This window comes from Gemmatimonadaceae bacterium, from assembly GCA_036496605.1.
GTDB lineage: Bacteria > Gemmatimonadota > Gemmatimonadetes > Gemmatimonadales > Gemmatimonadaceae > AG2.
Genome location: DASXKV010000054.1, coordinates 35,591 through 51,455 on the forward strand (window position 1 = coordinate 35,591; position 15,865 = coordinate 51,455).

General features: G+C 64.5%; 15 protein-coding genes. 8 read left to right on the forward strand and 7 right to left on the reverse strand.

All coding sequences use genetic code 11. From position 1 onward, the window contains the following. Positions 1–233 precede the first annotated feature (233 nt). The 4 genes from VGH98_21410 to VGH98_21425 all read left to right on the forward strand — a co-directional run bounded on the left by VGH98_21410 (position 234) and on the right by VGH98_21425 (position 4,226). Complete coding sequence (locus tag VGH98_21410; GenBank protein ID HEY2378552.1) at positions 234–581, forward strand: hypothetical protein; 348 nt, start codon at positions 234–236, stop codon at positions 579–581. 69 nt (positions 582–650) lie between these two features. After that, positions 651–1,001: a hypothetical protein gene (locus tag VGH98_21415; GenBank protein ID HEY2378553.1), complete on the forward strand. Its 351-nt coding sequence runs from the start codon at positions 651–653 to the stop codon at positions 999–1,001. Between the two features lie 464 nt (positions 1,002–1,465). Continuing rightward, positions 1,466–1,744, forward strand: a complete 279-nt coding sequence (locus VGH98_21420) for a hypothetical protein (protein HEY2378554.1) — start codon at positions 1,466–1,468, stop codon at positions 1,742–1,744. Positions 1,745–1,889: 145 nt separating this feature from the next. Further along, the gene (locus VGH98_21425; GenBank protein HEY2378555.1) at positions 1,890–4,226 is read left to right on the forward strand and encodes a M14 family zinc carboxypeptidase; all 2,337 of its coding nucleotides are present in this window, start codon (positions 1,890–1,892) and stop codon (positions 4,224–4,226) included. A 69-nt stretch (positions 4,227–4,295) separates the two neighbouring features. On the opposite strand, the gene VGH98_21430 is transcribed toward VGH98_21425, so the two are convergent. Beyond that, complete coding sequence (locus VGH98_21430; GenBank protein ID HEY2378556.1) at positions 4,296–5,741, reverse strand: carboxylesterase family protein; 1,446 nt, start codon at positions 5,739–5,741, stop codon at positions 4,296–4,298. A gap of 160 nt (positions 5,742–5,901) precedes the next feature. On the opposite strand from VGH98_21430, the gene VGH98_21435 reads away from it, so the two are divergent. Continuing rightward, positions 5,902–6,129 carry a hypothetical protein gene (locus tag VGH98_21435; GenBank protein ID HEY2378557.1) on the forward strand — a complete coding sequence of 76 codons (228 nt, stop codon included), beginning with the start codon at positions 5,902–5,904 and terminating at the stop codon, positions 6,127–6,129. A gap of 9 nt (positions 6,130–6,138) precedes the next feature. On the opposite strand, the gene VGH98_21440 is transcribed toward VGH98_21435, so the two are convergent. Further along, positions 6,139–6,765: a hypothetical protein gene (locus VGH98_21440; protein HEY2378558.1), complete on the reverse strand. Its 627-nt coding sequence runs from the start codon at positions 6,763–6,765 to the stop codon at positions 6,139–6,141. Between VGH98_21440 and VGH98_21445 the strand changes: the two genes are divergently transcribed. Together VGH98_21445 and hrpB are read left to right on the forward strand one after the other, a co-directional pair. Further along, positions 6,748–6,966 carry a hypothetical protein gene (locus VGH98_21445; GenBank protein HEY2378559.1) on the forward strand — a complete coding sequence of 73 codons (219 nt, stop codon included), beginning with the start codon at positions 6,748–6,750 and terminating at the stop codon, positions 6,964–6,966. The genes VGH98_21440 and VGH98_21445 overlap by 18 nt on opposite strands. Positions 6,967–6,976: 10 nt before the next feature. Next, positions 6,977–9,463, forward strand: coding sequence for an ATP-dependent helicase HrpB (hrpB, locus tag VGH98_21450; GenBank protein HEY2378560.1), 2,487 nt, complete (start codon positions 6,977–6,979; stop codon positions 9,461–9,463). A gap of 7 nt (positions 9,464–9,470) precedes the next feature. Here hrpB and VGH98_21455 read toward each other — a convergent pair whose 3' ends face one another. From VGH98_21455 to VGH98_21470, 4 genes are all read right to left on the reverse strand, one after another. Next, a complete protein-coding gene (locus tag VGH98_21455) occupies positions 9,471–10,454 on the reverse strand; it encodes a hypothetical protein (protein HEY2378561.1) in 984 nt (327 codons plus the stop codon). 109 nt (positions 10,455–10,563) lie between these two features. Continuing rightward, entirely contained in the window at positions 10,564–11,085 is a 522-nt protein-coding gene (locus VGH98_21460) for a plastocyanin/azurin family copper-binding protein (GenBank protein HEY2378562.1), read from the reverse strand. 107 nt (positions 11,086–11,192) lie between these two features. Next, positions 11,193–11,438, reverse strand: coding sequence for a hypothetical protein (locus VGH98_21465; GenBank protein ID HEY2378563.1), 246 nt, complete (start codon positions 11,436–11,438; stop codon positions 11,193–11,195). A gap of 18 nt (positions 11,439–11,456) precedes the next feature. Then, positions 11,457–12,602, reverse strand: coding sequence for an FAD-dependent oxidoreductase (locus VGH98_21470; GenBank protein ID HEY2378564.1), 1,146 nt, complete (start codon positions 12,600–12,602; stop codon positions 11,457–11,459). A gap of 103 nt (positions 12,603–12,705) precedes the next feature. Between VGH98_21470 and VGH98_21475 the strand changes: the two genes are divergently transcribed. Next, on the forward strand, positions 12,706–15,120 hold the full coding sequence (locus VGH98_21475; protein HEY2378565.1) for an ABC transporter permease: 2,415 nt from the start codon (positions 12,706–12,708) through the stop codon (positions 15,118–15,120). Positions 15,121–15,132: 12 nt separating this feature from the next. On the opposite strand, the gene VGH98_21480 is transcribed toward VGH98_21475, so the two are convergent. Continuing rightward, positions 15,133–15,738 carry a hypothetical protein gene (locus tag VGH98_21480; GenBank protein HEY2378566.1) on the reverse strand — a complete coding sequence of 202 codons (606 nt, stop codon included), beginning with the start codon at positions 15,736–15,738 and terminating at the stop codon, positions 15,133–15,135. Positions 15,739–15,865 lie beyond the last annotated feature (127 nt).

Here is a 15,865-nt window from a genome sequence, read left to right on the forward strand (position 1 = left end):
TTGGCCTCTAGCCCCTAGCCCCTAGCCCCTAGCCCCTAGCCCCTAGCCCCTAGCCCCTCTTATCATCTGCCATCCCCCACCGTGAGGCTCTCGATGCCTGCGCGATTCGGCCTTCTCTTCTGTCTCTTCGGTCTGGCGGCGTGTGCGTCGTCTGGAGCAACGAAGGCGACGCAACACGGTAGCACCAACCGTTGGGTGGGCAACTTCCGACCATCGATTCCGCCTCGAGCGCGATGCTGTCGCCAGCAACGCCAAATCGAGGATCGGGCACGATCACCCTTGCCGCGTTAGGAGGAACTCCGGCGCAAACCCGCATCGAAGTTTCGATTACTGGGGCGCCGCCGAACACTGCGGTGGGGTGGGCGGTGTTTGGTGGCCCGTGCGGCTCGCCGGCACCCATAGTCGCGAATCAGGGTCAATTCCCCGCGATCTCAGTCTCGAGCAGCGGCGACGGACGCGCACGGGTCGATATCTCGCTCTCGCTCGATCCGAAAGCGAGCTATCACGCGAATGTGTATTCCACTGATCGCGTGAATGATATGAATGATGTGATCATGTGCGCAGTTGTGAGCCCGGAATGATGCATCGTTAGAGACGACGCGGACCAGCTCGATCGGATCCTTCGCTGTCATCTGCCCGACCTGCCGCCGATGCAGCGTGATGTCGTCTCCCGAACCTTCTTCGAGGGCCGGAAACGGGCCGGAGTCGCGGCGGCCCTTGGCATCAGTGTGAAGACATACGACTGCCATCTCCAGGCCGCCTTCCGCTTCTTGCGGGTGTCGTTACCGCAGGATGCGCTCGCGTTCCCCGAGCTCGATCGCTCCGTCTTGTACGACATGATCGAGGAGCTCTGCGAGCGCTGCGACGCCGCACGCGTGCTGCGCCCCTCCCGCAAAAAAGGGAAACGTTCCAGATCCGAAGGTGACCGTTCCAAATCTGAAGGCGCCCCTTCCAAATCTGAAGGCGCCGGCGGCAAAAACGTCGGCTCCGCTGCCGCATAGGCAGCATCACCTGCCAACTCGTGAGGCGCCGCGCGCAAAATCGAAGGCGCCGCGCGCAAAATCGAACGCGCCGCGTGTAAAATCGAAGGCGACGCGCGCTTCATGTGAGTGCACCGGAGCAGCATCGGACACGCCCGTCGTAAGAATGGCAGTCTCCCTGACTCGTTGACAGGCGACGGCTGCATTTCACGACACGCCCGAAGCAAAACACGACACGCCCGAAGCAAAACACGACACGCCCGAAGCAAAACACGACACGCCCGCGATTGATTCCCTGGCGCACGACGCGCTTCGCGGACCGACTAGGGACTTTTAGCCTCGCCGCGTTCTCTTAGTACAGGGGCACGTCGACGCGCGCGACGCCGGCAGTGAGATGTCCCGAGTCTTTCGCCGCGCGCGGCGAAGGTAGGCCTATCGCATAACGACAGGCCTCCAACGTGGTTCGCACCCCTCGGAGGGAGGCAATGATGATTGCACAACAGATTCGGAAGTTCGAGATGCTGCGGGCGCGTCCAGCAGTTCCTGGACGACTTCGCGATGACGCTGTTCGCCGTGAATGCGGCGCGGGCCCGGAAGGAGCTCGACGAGCTCGTGGAGGAGATGGGGTCAACGAGACCGCGATGGCCGAGGCAGCGAGAGCGTATCAGCAGGTGTTCGTGGAGAACGGCCGTCCGGAGAACTTCGTCGATGCGCTGTTGGCGGCCGCGGCAGCGGTACGCGCGGGGCAAGAGCATCGCGAGTAAGGTCCGTTGCCGGACAGCGACTTAGTCTTAGATCTCGCTGTAGAGCCGCGTCTCCGGCTAAACGCTCTAGAGGTGCCGTTCCCTAGATCCAACCGGCGTCCTAACTTTCGCCTCCCTCGATCCTCGTCCGCGCCGGAGCCGCCGAATGCGACGTCTTACGCTGTTTCTCTCACTGCTCTCCGCTTCTCCGCTGTTCGCTCAACACCCGCAGGGCTCCGCCCGGGACCCAATTCCCTCACCTGCCTCCATTCTCGGCTTCGAGCCCGGCGCCGATCGACATCTGCCGAGCTGGAAGCAGGTCACGGAGTACTTCACCGCTCTGGACAAAGCCAGTCCTCGTGTCTCCGTCCGTACGTTAGGCAAAACGACTCTCGGGCGTCCGTTCCTCGTGGCGTTCATAAGTGACTCGGCGACGCTGCGCAATCTCGAGCACTATCGCCAGGTCCAGCGCAAGCTCATGGATCCGCGCCTCCAGGCGCCCGGTGAGCGGGAGAGGCTCCTCGCCGAGGGGAAGAATATCATTCTCATCACGTCGAGCATTCACTCGACTGAGGCTGGCGGCTTTACGACGCCGATCGTCCTCGCCGACCAGCTCGCGCGGGCCGAAACGCCCGAGGCGAAATCGATTCTCGCCAACACCATCATCATGCTCGTCCCGTCGCAGAACCCCGACGGCGTCGATATCGTCGGCGACTGGTATCGCTCGACGTTAGGCACTCGCGCCGAGGGGACCTCGCCCCCCGAGCTCTATCATCACTACACGGGACACGACAACAACCGCGACTGGTACGCATTCACACAAGTCGAAACGCAGTACACGGTCGACTCGCTCTACACGCCATGGGATCCGGAAATCGTCAACGACATTCATCAACAGGGTTCCAATGCCGGGCGAATCTTCATTCCTCCTTACATGGACCCCGTCGAGCCAAATATCGATCCGATTCTCACCGCTGGTACAAATTCGTTAGGGATGGCGATGAGTTGGAGGATGATTGCGGATGGGTTTACCGGCGTTGCAACAAACGCGTCGTACGACGAATGGTCGCCGGCGCGTCAGTATTCGCTGTACCATCGCGGCGTCCGCATTCTGACCGAAACGGCGAGTGCGCACCTGGCGACCCCACTCGAGCTCGAATTCGATCAGCTCGGACCAGGCCGCGGCTACGACGCGCGTGAGGCAACCTGGAACTATCCGTCGCTCTGGACCGGCGGAAGCTGGCGCTACGGCGACATCGTTCGATACCAGGTGCACGCGACGCGGGTGATGCTCAGCCAGGCCGCGCGCGACCGCCGCGTGTGGCTCGAGAGCTATGCGGACCTCGGCGATCGCGCGCTCGCGGATCAATCCAAGACCCCGGCGTGGGGGCGCGATGCGTGGCCCGCCGCATTCGTCATTCCGAAAACGCAGCCTGACGAGAGCGCGCTCCGACGACTTCTCAGCACGCTGCAGCGCGGCCAGGTCGAGATTCGTGAGGCCACTGCCCCCGTCACGACAGCGGGAACGCGTTACCCGGCTGGAAGCTATGTCGTTCTCACGCGTCAGCCGTATGGTGGCTTCGCCAAGGCGCTACTCGAGCGTCAGCGGTATCCCGACCTGCGCGAGTATCCCAATGGGCCACCGAAACGTCCCTACGATGTCACTGCGCACACGCTGCCACTGCTGTTCGGCGTCGACGTCGCCGAGGTGTCGGGTACCGCGCCCGCAGCGGGCGCGCCGATCGCCCGCGTCAACGAATCGGCCTACAGCGTCGCCGGCCTAACGGGAACGCGTCGGCGCATCGGATTGTATCGCAGCTATAACGCGTCGATGGACGAGGGTTGGACGCGCTTCGTCTTCGATACCTACCACGTGCCATACACGTCGATCGTCGATCGTGACGTGCGCGCCGGCAAGCTCGCCGATCGGTTCGACGTCATTGTCATCCCCGACCAGTCGCCTAACGCGATCGCGCGTGGTTTGGGCGGCAACTATCCGGATTCGTTGCGCGGTGGACTGGGTGAGGAGGGCGCTCGGGCGCTCGCCGAATTCGTACAGACCGGGGGCACGCTCGTCACGTTCAACAACGCATCCGAGTACGCCATCGAGGCGCTCAAACTACCCGTGCGCAATATCCTGGCTGGCGTTCGCAGCACGGATTTCTATGCGCCCGGCTCCATTCTGAGCGTGGAGATCCGACGCGACCAACCGATCGCACGCGGCCTCACGGCACACGTGCCGGCGATCTGGTTCGAGGAGAGCCCGGCGTTCGAAATCACCGACAGCACGCAGGCAACCGCCGTCGCCACATACCCCTCGAGCGGTAATCCATTGCTCTCCGGTTGGTTGTTAGGCGGAACGAAGCTCAACGGAAAGGCAGCGCTCGTCGACGTGAGGCGGGGCAATGGGCACGTGGTCTTGTTCGGTTTTCGGCCACAGTATCGAGGTCAGAGTCTCGCGACATATCCGCTGGTGTGGGGAGCCCTGGGGGGCAGCGGGTAGCGGGTAGCGGGTAGCGGGTAGAGAGCAAAACCCTCGACCCACAACCCTCTGCCCTCTGCCCACAACCCTCTACGGTCTGATTTCCCCTTTCGCACGCGCAATCACGTCGAGCGAATCATATAACGAACGCTTAACCATCGTCCGCGGCCGAATCTCGGGACCGAACTCGAGGAGCGCGTCGTTGGTTGACGTATAGCGCGGCCAGGGCGGCCATTTCCCCTCGGCAGCGCCGTTCGGATCGCCCCGGGATGCAAACTCCAGCCAATAATCGCTCATCGCGTCCGCGAGCACCGCGTCATACGCAGTGTGCCCAGCGCTCGGCAGGATTGGACTCGGGCGTCCGAAGACGAACGTGATCTCGGCGCTGTGATATGCGCCCCGCTTCTGGTTCACGCTATCGTCGCCGACGCGTGAAAACATGTAGAGGTACGTCGGCGCGCCTCGCGCCGAGATGAGACGAGCGAACGTACGGGTCGGCGCGCCCATCCACTCGTCTCCTTCATCGCGATTGCTGCCGACGATGACGGGAACAATGTTGGCGGCCCCAGTCTGCAGCGCGGTGTCCACCGGATGCGGCAATACCCATCCGTCGACGACGGGGAAAAAGCGCGGCGCGGCCGGCTGTCCGATGCGCAGCGCGACCGCGAGCAGCGTGTCGGCGTTGGCCGCACGGAGCTGCTTCAACGCCGCGGCACCAGCACCGCGTACGCCTAACGAGTCGGCGAGCTGCTGGCTGGCGGATCGCGCCATCTCCTGTCGGGCGATGCCGGTTCCCACGCCCGTTCCGCTCTCGAGAATCGCCCGCGCGAATAGCCCCTTCGCCAACGGTGAGGCGATCAGGGAGCCGACACTCATGCCGCCAGCCGACTCACCGAAGATCGTCACACGCGACGGATCGCCACCGAAACGCGCGATGTTACGGCGCACCCACTGCAGTGCGGCGATCTGGTCGAGCAGTCCGTAGTTGCCTGACGAGTGTTGCGGCGATTCGGCAGCCAGCGCCGGATGCGTGAAGAACCCGAAGGGTCCGAGGCGGTAGTTGAGCGTGACGACCACAGCGCCTTTCTGCGCGAGCCGCGCTCCATTGTGACGCTGCTCACCGCCGAAGCCGGCGAAGAAGCCACCGCCGTGAATCCACACCATCACCGGCCGGCGGCCATTCTCGCCTAACGCGGTCGTCCAGACATTCAGATACAGGCAATCTTCGGCAATGCCGGCCGCATAGGGATCGATGTCGCTGTACGGCTGGCCCTGCATGCAGTTGTGGCCGAGTTGGTTCGCGGCGCGAACACCCGTCCACTTCGGCGCCGGGCGCGGCGGACGCCAGCGGAGGGTGCCCACCGGCGGCGCTGCGTACGGAATGCCGCGGAACACGAGCACGCCGCTCACGGAATCGACGACTCCCTCGAGAATGCCGGTGTCGATCGTTACCCGCGGCGGCGCTGCCCGGTGCGCCTGAACGGTTCCGAGGAGGATCGCCGCCACGATGGCAACGCGCGCACATGATGGAATCATCGCGAGCTCGTCCGTTAGTGTTTGCTCACTGAGAGTGCGGTCCGCGGTCGAGGATGTCTTCGAACACGGGCTCAACCTATCGGCCCGAGCGGCGGTGCGCCATCCACGTCGCGGTGCCATCCTTGCGTCCTCAGCGAAGGGTGCTGATCAGGAGCGAGGAATGAGCGGGAGATCGATACATGTCGTCACCGCGCTGGTCGTGATAGCACTCTGCGCGTGTACGGGTGGCAACATGGGCAACACCCGTGGCGGCGGTGCGGCACCCGGCCAGTCTGGCGGCCGCGACACGTCTCATGCGAGCGCAGCCAGTACGCCGGCTCCGAGCAACGCGACCCCTGTTGCGACAACCGACACGACGAAGCCGGCCGCAAAAGCGAAGAAGCCGTAGCCCTGCCTCTTACTTATCGCCTGCGCGCTGCAAGACGAGTTCGAGCGCTCCGATCGTCGGAGGCATCAATAGCGTGTCGAGGTCGTAATCGCTTGCGATCGCGCGCACGCGATCCAGAGCTTCCTGCGTTCCGTAAATGATGACAGAAACCCCTCTCATTGTCGCGCGACCGAAGAACTCGCTACGCCAGGAGAGCGGGTCGTCACAATCGAGAAGACAAATTCGTGGTCTCACGCGACGGACGGAATCTTCCGCCGACTCCGGCGGATGAGCGAAATGAATCTCGTAGCCCAGCGTCTCCACGAGGCCGGCGAGCAAAGCCGCGGCGACGGCATCGTGCGAGAAGATGAGGATGGCTTGTTGGCGCGATGAGGATCGATGGGCGCGGTGAGGGGCGGGCATCGACAAGTGAGGGAGACGTCGCCGCTGTTCCGCAAACGATACACCATCGTGCTTGACGGGCCTGAAATCCGGGGTGAGATTCAGCGCGCTCGATTCCGACATCGCGCTCACCTCGCACAAGTTCGTGCTGCCGTTATGATGGCCTTCGATCGGACGCAATCGCCACGACTCGAGGCCGACACGCTCGAGGCGCTTCGCGACGTTATGGAGCGCGCGATGCGGCGAGGCGATCATGGCCAGGAGCTGCAGGATGTTCTCACGCGCGCAGCCGCGGAGGCGCGCACGAAGGACATTCACGCCGAGCAGCTGCTGGTGATCATGAAGGAGCTCTGGTACTCGCTTCCCGACCTGCGCACCGCGACGGGCGACGATCGTCAATCGGAGCTCCTGCAGCAGCTCATTTCGCGCTGCATCTCTCAGTACTACCCTGAATAGCGCGCTTCCGATCGACGTCGTCCTCGAGGACGTGCGTCGGGCTCTGCAGTCGTCCAGCGGGGCCGTGCTGCAAGCGCCTCCTGGTGCCGGCAAGACGACCCGAGTTCCGCTCGCGCTACTCGACGAACCCTGGCTCGCCGGACGGCGCATCGTTATGCTCGAGCCGCGTCGTCTCGCCGCCCGAGCCGCGGCGCGCCGTCTCGCCGTGTCGTTAGGGGAAACGGTTGGTGGGACCGTTGGATACCGGATGCGACTCGATACGCGCGTCGGCCCGTCGACGCGACTCGAGGTCGTCACGGAAGGCGTGCTGACGCGAATGCTCCAACACGATCCGACGCTCGAGGGCGTCGGCGTGCTCATCTTCGATGAGTTTCACGAACGCAGCCTCCACGCCGACCTGGGTCTCGCCCTGGCGCGACAGGCGCAACTCCTCGTACGGCCCGACCTCCGCATCCTCGTTATGTCGGCGACACTCGACGTCACGCCCGTCGCCCTGATGCTCGGCGACGTGCCCGTAATCGCGAGCGAAGGACGCGAGTTCCCCGTCACCTTGCATTACCTGCCCGAGCCGCTCGCCGACCGCCGCGACGCGCGCTCAGTCGAGACACGCCTCGCGTCGACCATCGAACGCGCCTTACGAGACAATGAAGGCGATCTCCTCGTGTTTCTGCCGGGTGCCGGCGAGATCCGCCGCGTCGGGTCGCGGCTCGCGGAGACGCTCTCGTCTCGCGACATCGTCATCGCGCCACTGCACGGCAGTCTGCCGGGCGACGCGCAGGATCTCGCTATCGCGCCGAGTTCAGCCGGGCGACGTAAGATCGTGCTCGCGACGTCGATCGCCGAGACGAGCCTAACGATCGAAGGTGTTCGCATCGTCGTCGACAGCGGCCTCGCACGCGTGCCGCGGTTCTCGCCGCGATCCGGACTCACGCGTCTGGAGACCGTACGCGTGAATCGCGCGTCGGCGAATCAGCGTTGTGGCCGTGCTGGTCGCGTGGCACCGGGCGTCTGCTACCGGTTGTGGACGGAAATCGAGCACGGGCACCTTCTCCCTCGGGCAACGCCGGAAATTCTCGAGGCCGATCTCGCACCCCTCGCATTGGACCTCGCAATCGCCGGCATTACCGATCCACTGGAGCTGAGCTGGTTGGATCCACCGCCGAGCGCGTCGCTCGCTCAGGCGCGCGAGCTGCTGCGCGAGCTCGAGGCAATCGGCCACGAGGGACGCTGCACCGAGCATGGCCGGGCGATGGCAGGCCTCGCGCTTCACCCGCGGCTCGCACACATGATCCTGCGCGCTAAACCTCTGCAGTTTGGCCTAACGGCATGCCACGTCGCGGCACTCCTCGGCGAGCGCGATCCGCTTCGCGGCGAAGGGGCGCCGCTCGACGTCGATCTTCGCCCGCGACTCGACCTGCTGACACGCGGCACGCACGATTCCCGCGCGGACCAGGCGATCCTGCGACGCATTCGAATGGAAGCGGATCATCTGGCGGGGCAGCTCGGTATTCGCCGCGACGATACGGTCAGAGATCCTGGCGTGCTCGTCGCGTTCGCGTATCCCGATCGAATCGCGCAGCGGCGCCGCGGTGGTTCGCGGGGCCGGTTCCTCCTGCGCAATGGACGTGGCGTCGCTCTCGAGAAGGACGACCCGTTAGGTGACGAGGAGTTTCTGGCCGTGGCGGCGGTAGACGACCGGCAGCCCGAGAGTCGCGTCTTCCTCGCGGCTGCGCTCGGGCGGGAGGACGTCGAGACGCATTTCGCTTCGCAGATCGTCGAAGACCGGCTGGTGGAATGGGACGACCGGACCGAGAGTGTCGTCGCGCACCGACGAACGCGTCTCGGCGCCCTCGTTCTTTCGCAGGAGCCGCTCCGCGACGTCGATGCGGCCGACGTTGCTCACGCCCTGGCAACGGCGCTGGCCGCCGCCGGCGTGGATTCATTGCCGTGGAGCGACGGTGCCCGGCGTCTTCGCGAGCGGCTCGCCTTTCTGCATAACGTGGATGCGTCCTGGCCCGATGTGAGCGACGCCGCGCTGTCAGACACGATGGATGCGTGGCTCGCACCGCGAATCGTGGGCATGCGTCGTCTGCGGGATGTCGCTCAGCTCGACCTCGGCCAGGCATTGCTCGATGGACTGACCCGGAATCAGCGCGCAACGCTCGACGATCTCGCGCCGACACACTTCGTCGCGCCGAGCGGCTCCAGGCTTCCGATCGACTACGGTGACCCCGCCGCGCCAGTGCTTGCCGTTAGGCTGCAGGAGATGTTCGGACTCGCCGATACGCCACGCATCGCGGCGGGACGCGTTGCGCTCACGTTGCATCTGCTTTCACCAGCGCAGCGCCCGATTCAAGTGACGCGCGATCTCGCCGGTTTCTGGCGTGGCGGCTATCTGGACGTGCGGCGCGAGATGCGCGGGCGCTATCCGAAACACCACTGGCCAGAGGAACCACTCCGGGCGACTCCGACGTCGCGAGCCAAGCGGAGGAGATAGGAGACGCTCACCACGGGTGCCGCAGCGGCGCCGAGTAGCTCAATCCGGCCGTGATGCTCGTCGACTGCGTGGTGCCTGCGAAGCGACGCGATAGGCCGAGATCAAACACGAGTTGCGGAGCAACTTGACGGCGAAGACCCAGCTCCGCCGTCCAGTCGTCGAGCGGGTAGAGGCCCACGAAACGATCCACGACGACGTCGGCGACGCCGAGCGCCGAGATCAGCGGCCAGGTGTGATCGATACCTAACGATGCCATCCAGTGCGCGCCCGTCGTTGGTGACGTCGCGGCGGCAATGGCGCTCGTCGTTGCGGTGGATGGCATGCAGGACGGTGACGGCCCATCGATCGCAGTCGGAACGACGTTGCACGGCAAATCAGGAATCAGACACGGCGGCACGCCAGGCGCATTGCCGCACAACGTTCCTCCTCCCGAAAGTGGCGCGACCGGTGTCGGCCTCACGCTCCACGTTCCGCCGGCGACGTTCAGCTGGAGCCGCAGGAACGGAAACGTCTTCGTCATCAGCCCCTTCGCGGAATAGGACGCGGTATTTGCCGAAAGCGAGCCGACAGGAAGTACCGCCTCGCCGGCGAGCGCGAATGCTGGCCAGCGCGTCTCGACGTTGAACGCGTGAAGCCCACCGATCGCGGCGCTCGCAATACCGGTCGATGGCGGCGCCGCCGCCGAACGCGTGTGGACGATCGGCAGCCGAATCTCGATCTCCGTGAGCGGTAACACGCCGAACGATAGCTTCGGTTCGTAGCGCAGACGTTGCGTGCCGTCGCTCACCCATTCGCCGCGCAGCGGGAGAAGCTGCGCTTCGAGCTCGCCCAGGGGCGTGGGGACGGCGTCCTCGATGCGTGTCGGCCGGCCGGAATCGAGATTGTAGTATCCGGTCTGCGCAACGGCGACACGAGTGTCCGCGATGAGGAAAGCGAGCAGAATCGTCGAGCGACGCACCGGCGTTTTCATGCGCGACCTGGCGAGGGACACGAGTTGAACTCCGGGCCGCAGGATTCGGTTCCGTCGCATATGGCCACAAGCAGGAAAAGCTCCGACTCGATGAAGCGAGCGGAGCTCTCCTGTGTGAAGAGTTTCGAACTTACTGAACGGTCAGTTGCCCGTGCATCCCGAGGGCCTGGTGCGGCGTACAGAAGAACTTGTACGTGCCCTTCGGGACACCGGCGAACGAAATCGTGTACGACTCGCCTGGATTATTGAACAGCGGACTGGTGAGCGGCGACATCGGGTTCGGCATGTTCGCGCTGAGCTGCGCGCTGGCCCCTGCCGGTATGCTGTCCGCGTAGAACGAGACGTTGTGCGGGGGACCCGACACGACGGTGAACTTCACCGCATCGCCCTGCTTGATGGTGATACTGGCCGGATCGTACCGATAGCCGCTCGCGTCACCAATCATCTTTACTTCGACCGTCTTCCCGGTCGGCGCCATCGCCGTCGCGGTGCCTGAAACGGCTCCGCCCGCCGGCGCGCTCGCGCTCGCTCCGGCAGCTGGCTGGCCAGCCGGCGGCGCCGCGGCGCCCGTCGTATCAGCCTTCTTTTCGCCCCCTCCACATGCAGCCACAAATACCACACCCACGATCACCCCACGCCCCAGATTTCGCATTGCACTTGCCTCCTGGCATTAATTCCTCGCGTCGATCGAAGTTCGCGCGCCTCGCGAGGTGCATGGCGCGCGCCAACCCGTACGAAAAACGGCCGTTGATGGCCGGCTCACGGGCGTGCCGGGCGACGCCGCCCAATGGCGGCGTCGCGAAGCCGACGAATGCGTTTCATGTACACGAGCACAATGCCCAAAGTAGCGAGAACCCAGATCGCAACGTAGCCCGTCTGCACCCGATACGCGCGGTGCGTGATATCGAGCGCGTAATAGATCGCGATCGCCGCCACGTCCAACCCAACGACGAGTGCGACCATCGTCAACAGCAGCTTGCGACTCGCGTGCGATCCGAATGCCACGGTCAGTCGATCCTCCTTTCAGACAGCGAGCAAATCACACAGGCCGTCTCGCTCGCCTAACGCGAGACGAGCCGCGGCCCGACCACACAAAGCGCCGAGCACGTTGCCCGTGCCCGAGTACGCCCCGGTTGCGATGACGCCCGGCCGCACCTCGTCGAACACCGGCAACCCGCTATTGGAATACGATACTGTCGCCGCCCAACGATGCGTAATCGCTGCGCGCACACACAGGCGGTTACGCAGGAAATGCTCGAGCTCACCCTGCACGCGCGCCGACGGCGTCGCGTCGTCCGTCCATTCGTCCTCGCCGCCAACGTCGCGAAATCCACCGAGCAGCAGGCGGCCATCGTCGAGCTGCTGCCAATAGTCGTAGCCCCACCGCGCATAGACGGGACGGGGCACGGTGATCTCACGAGTCGGCGCAGTGCCAATCATCTGCAAACGGACGGGGCGAACACGCGGGGCGAGCTCGGGAAGGATATCGGCGAGTCGTCCATCGACAGCGACGATCACCCGATCACAACGCACGCGACACGCACCGGCGGCGACCTCGCCCGACCGAATCTGCGTGACTGACGAGTGCTCAAAGAGCCGAGCGCCAGCTTCAGCGACACGACGGGCGATGGACCGACAACGGCGCAGCGGATCGAAAGCGCAGTCCGTGGGAACGAGCAAGCCGACACCCTCCGGACCGGCGTAGGACTCGCCCGGAAAGCCGTCGGCGCGCAGCGCTGCGAGGTGCTCCGCGCAGTCGCCTTGCTCTTCATCGGATGGCGCAATACGCAGCGACCCGGTTCGTCGAACGTTCTCCGGCATCTCGCTCGCCATCGCTTCGATCTGCTCGACAGTGAGCTCGTACAATCGACGCGCCCGCTCGCGGCCGAATTGCCTCACCGCGTCGTGATAAAAGTCCGCTGTACCGGCGAGGAGGAAGCCACCGTTGCGGCCCGCCGCGCCCGATCCGACCGCGCCCGCGTCGACGCCGACGACGCGCTCGGGCGAGGTACCCGCGGCAATGAGCTCGGCGATGCACGCGAGCCCCGATCCGCCGAGACCGATGACGCATACGTCAGCGTCGATCGTCGTCGTAAGGCGCGCGAAGCTCGGTGCGCTCGACACGGCTTCGCTTCCCCACACGGGCATGTTGTCAGTTCGCACGTCCATCGCCATGGACGAAATATGTCGAAGTGAAAGCCCTCTGAAACCCCGTTTCGAGGGCTGGCGTAAGCCGGAAGAACGAAGGTTCCACCCTTTTCTCCAGCGAGTCATGTCCGTCATCGCCCGCGACATCCGCTTCGGCAGCCGCTCCCTGCGCAAACATCTCGGCCTCAGCGCCATTGCCGTGTTCGCGCTCACGCTCGGCATCGGTCTCACGACGACGATGTTCAGCATCGTCTATAGTGTGATGATGCACGGCCTGCCTTACCGCGATGCCGATCGCATCGTCTCCGTGTTCGAGCAGAATCTCGCGCAGCATGCGCAGCGAATGGATATGTCCGTGCACGATTACGCGGACTTTCGCAGCCAGCAGCGCAGCTTCTCCGAGATTGGCGCCTTCTACTCGGGAACGGTGAACGTGAGCGGCACGGAGAAAGCCGAGCGGTACATGGGAACGTGGACCACCGCGTCGATGTTCGAGATTGCGGGCGTGGCGCCCCTGCTTGGCCGAACCTTCCGAGCGGGTGAGGACACGCCCGGTGCCGATCACGTGGTCATACTGAGTTTTGCAACGTGGAAGAACCGATTCGCGGGGGACGCGAACGTCATCGGAAAGACGCTCCGCGCCAACGGATTGCCCTACACCATCGTCGGCGTGATGCCGGATCGCTACGGTTTTCCGGACGACGGCGCGCTCTGGCTTCCCTTGCAGCTCGATCCGCTCGCGCTGAAGCGGGGCGACGGGCAGCATCTGCAGATCGTAGCGAAGCTCAAGCCGGGCGTATCGATCGATGTCGCCAATACTGACGCGAACGCCATCGCGCGGCGCATCGCGGTCGAGCACAAGGAGCTCAACGAGGGCGTGAGCGCCAGCGTGATGAAATTCATCGATGGTCAGCTTGGACCGGAACCGCGTCAACTGCTCCTCACCATGCTCGGCGCGGTGTTTTTCGTGCTCCTGATTGCGTGCGCGAACGTTGCCAATTTGCTGCTCGACCGAGCGGCCCACCGCACCAAGGAAGTTGGGATTCGCACGGCGCTGGGGGCCTCACGAGCAGCCGTCGTGAGGCAATTCCTCACCGAGGCGTTCGTGCTTGCCGTCGTCGGCACTGGGTTCGGCATCGCCGCCGCGTATTTCGGCGTGCGTACGTTCAACCGTGCGATCGCGGGCACAGAGCCTCCGTTCTGGCTCGACATCCGGCTGTATCCGCCCGTGCTGCTCTTCGCGATTGGCACGTCGGTGCTGGCGACGTTCGCGTCGGGACTCTTACCGGCACTGCAGGCCTCGCGTACGGACATCGGCGAAATCCTGAAGGACGACTCCCGCGGCGCGTCGAGCTTCCGAATCGGCCGGTTGAGCCGCGCGCTCGTCGTGTTCGAGATTGCGCTCTCGTGCGCCCTGCTCGTCGCGGCGGGGTTGATGATCAAGAGTGTTACGAAGATACGCAACATCGAGCCTGGCTTCACGACGAAGAACATCTTCACCGCGCGCGTCGGCTTTCCCGATGCCTATACCGATACGATCGGCCAGCGCCAGTTCTTCGAGCAGCTCGAGTCGCGCCTAACGAGCATACCCGGCGTCGACGGTGTGGCCTTGACGAACGAGCTGCCAGGGCTCGGCATGGGCAGCGGCAATTTCGCGATCGAGGGCGCGAGTTACACGAAGGATGCCGACTATCCGCGCGCCGGGTCGTACGCGGTGACGGCCGGGTTCTTCCCAACGTTCGGTATGGCTGCCGTGCGAGGACGGAGCTTCACGTCCGCCGACCGGCGCGACGCACTGCCAACGGCAATCGTGAATCAGGCGTTCGTCGCAAAGTACTTCCCGGGAGGCGATCCCATCGGTCGTCGAATCCGGCTCGGCGCGTCGCGCAGCACCGATACATGGATGACGATCGTCGGAGTCGTGCCGAACACGTACTCGGGCAACCCCGACCAGATGCGTCCGCCGTTCATCTTCATGCCGGTGTCACAGCACCCTAACCGCTTCCTGAGCATGGCGGTGCGGACCGCAGCGGCACCGATGGCGATCACGCCGCAAGTGCGCGACGTCGTCGGCTCGATCAATCGTGACATTCCGATCTACTACGTGTATTCGATGACGGAGGCGATCACGCGCAATCTCTGGTTCGTTCGTGTGTTCGGCACGATGTTCATGATTTTCGGTGCGATCGCGCTGTTCCTGGCAGGCGTTGGTCTCTACGCCGTGATGGCGTTCTCGGTCGGACGTCGCACGCGCGAGGTCGGGATTCGCATGGCACTCGGCGCGAAGGCAGCGGATGTCGTCGGAATGGTGATGCGCCAGGGCCTCTGGCAGCTCGGCGCTGGCATGGCCGCCGGCTTGACACTCGCGTTAGGCGTCGCCCAGCTGATGAAGGTCGTGCTCTTCGACGTGCAGCCGCGCGATCCGGCGATCTTCGGGCTGGTGGTGGCGGTGTTGTCGATCGCGGGACTGCTGGCGTGCTTGATCCCGGCGCAGCGCGCGACTCGTGTCGATCCGCTCGTGGCGCTCAGGAGTGAGTAGTCCTGTGGCAGGCTAGCGTCCGGCGCGCGCGCCCGGGTCACTCGCGGGCAGGCCGCCCCGCGCGCGAACGCCGGCTCGCTCGGCCGTTTCGATGCGTTGCTCGCCGAGGCGCCGTTGCAGCGCGGCAAGCGTGACGCCGAGGATGAAGAAGCTGATCACCTGATCGATCAGGTTCCCGATCGTCCACGCTGTCGCGTAGTTCCACCAGATACCATTTGCGACGTCGATCATGCCCATGAAGGCAAGAGCCAGGGCGCCGAATGTCGCACCCGTTCGAACAATACTCTGCGCGGCGAGGCGATCCATCAGTACCGCGAGAATGAGCACCACGCCGACGTCGAGCACCAACTGCTTCGCCATCATCGAGACGAACTGCTGGCGCTTGTCGGTGTAGTCGCCGGCGATCTCCACGGCGGCAAACACACCGTAGGCGGAGAAGTACATGCCGTTCTGCGGCGCAAGCGCACGAATGCTCTTCGCGGCGACGGCCATGCTGTCGGTGGGAAATGGTCGCAGGCCCTTTTCGGGCAGCCCGAGGGCGGCGTGCGAGACCGCTTGCCACGCGAACAGCACAAGAGCGCCGACGAGTGTACCGATGACAAGGAAACGTGAGCGCATACGAGCCCCGGGTTGGGTGGAGGACCGCCCAGATAGTGCGCAGTGCCGTGTCGTCGCGAAAGGGCGAAGGAGACCAGTCAACCATTTTCGGGGTCGTGACGTCTAAGCCTAAGAACCTTAGGTTGAC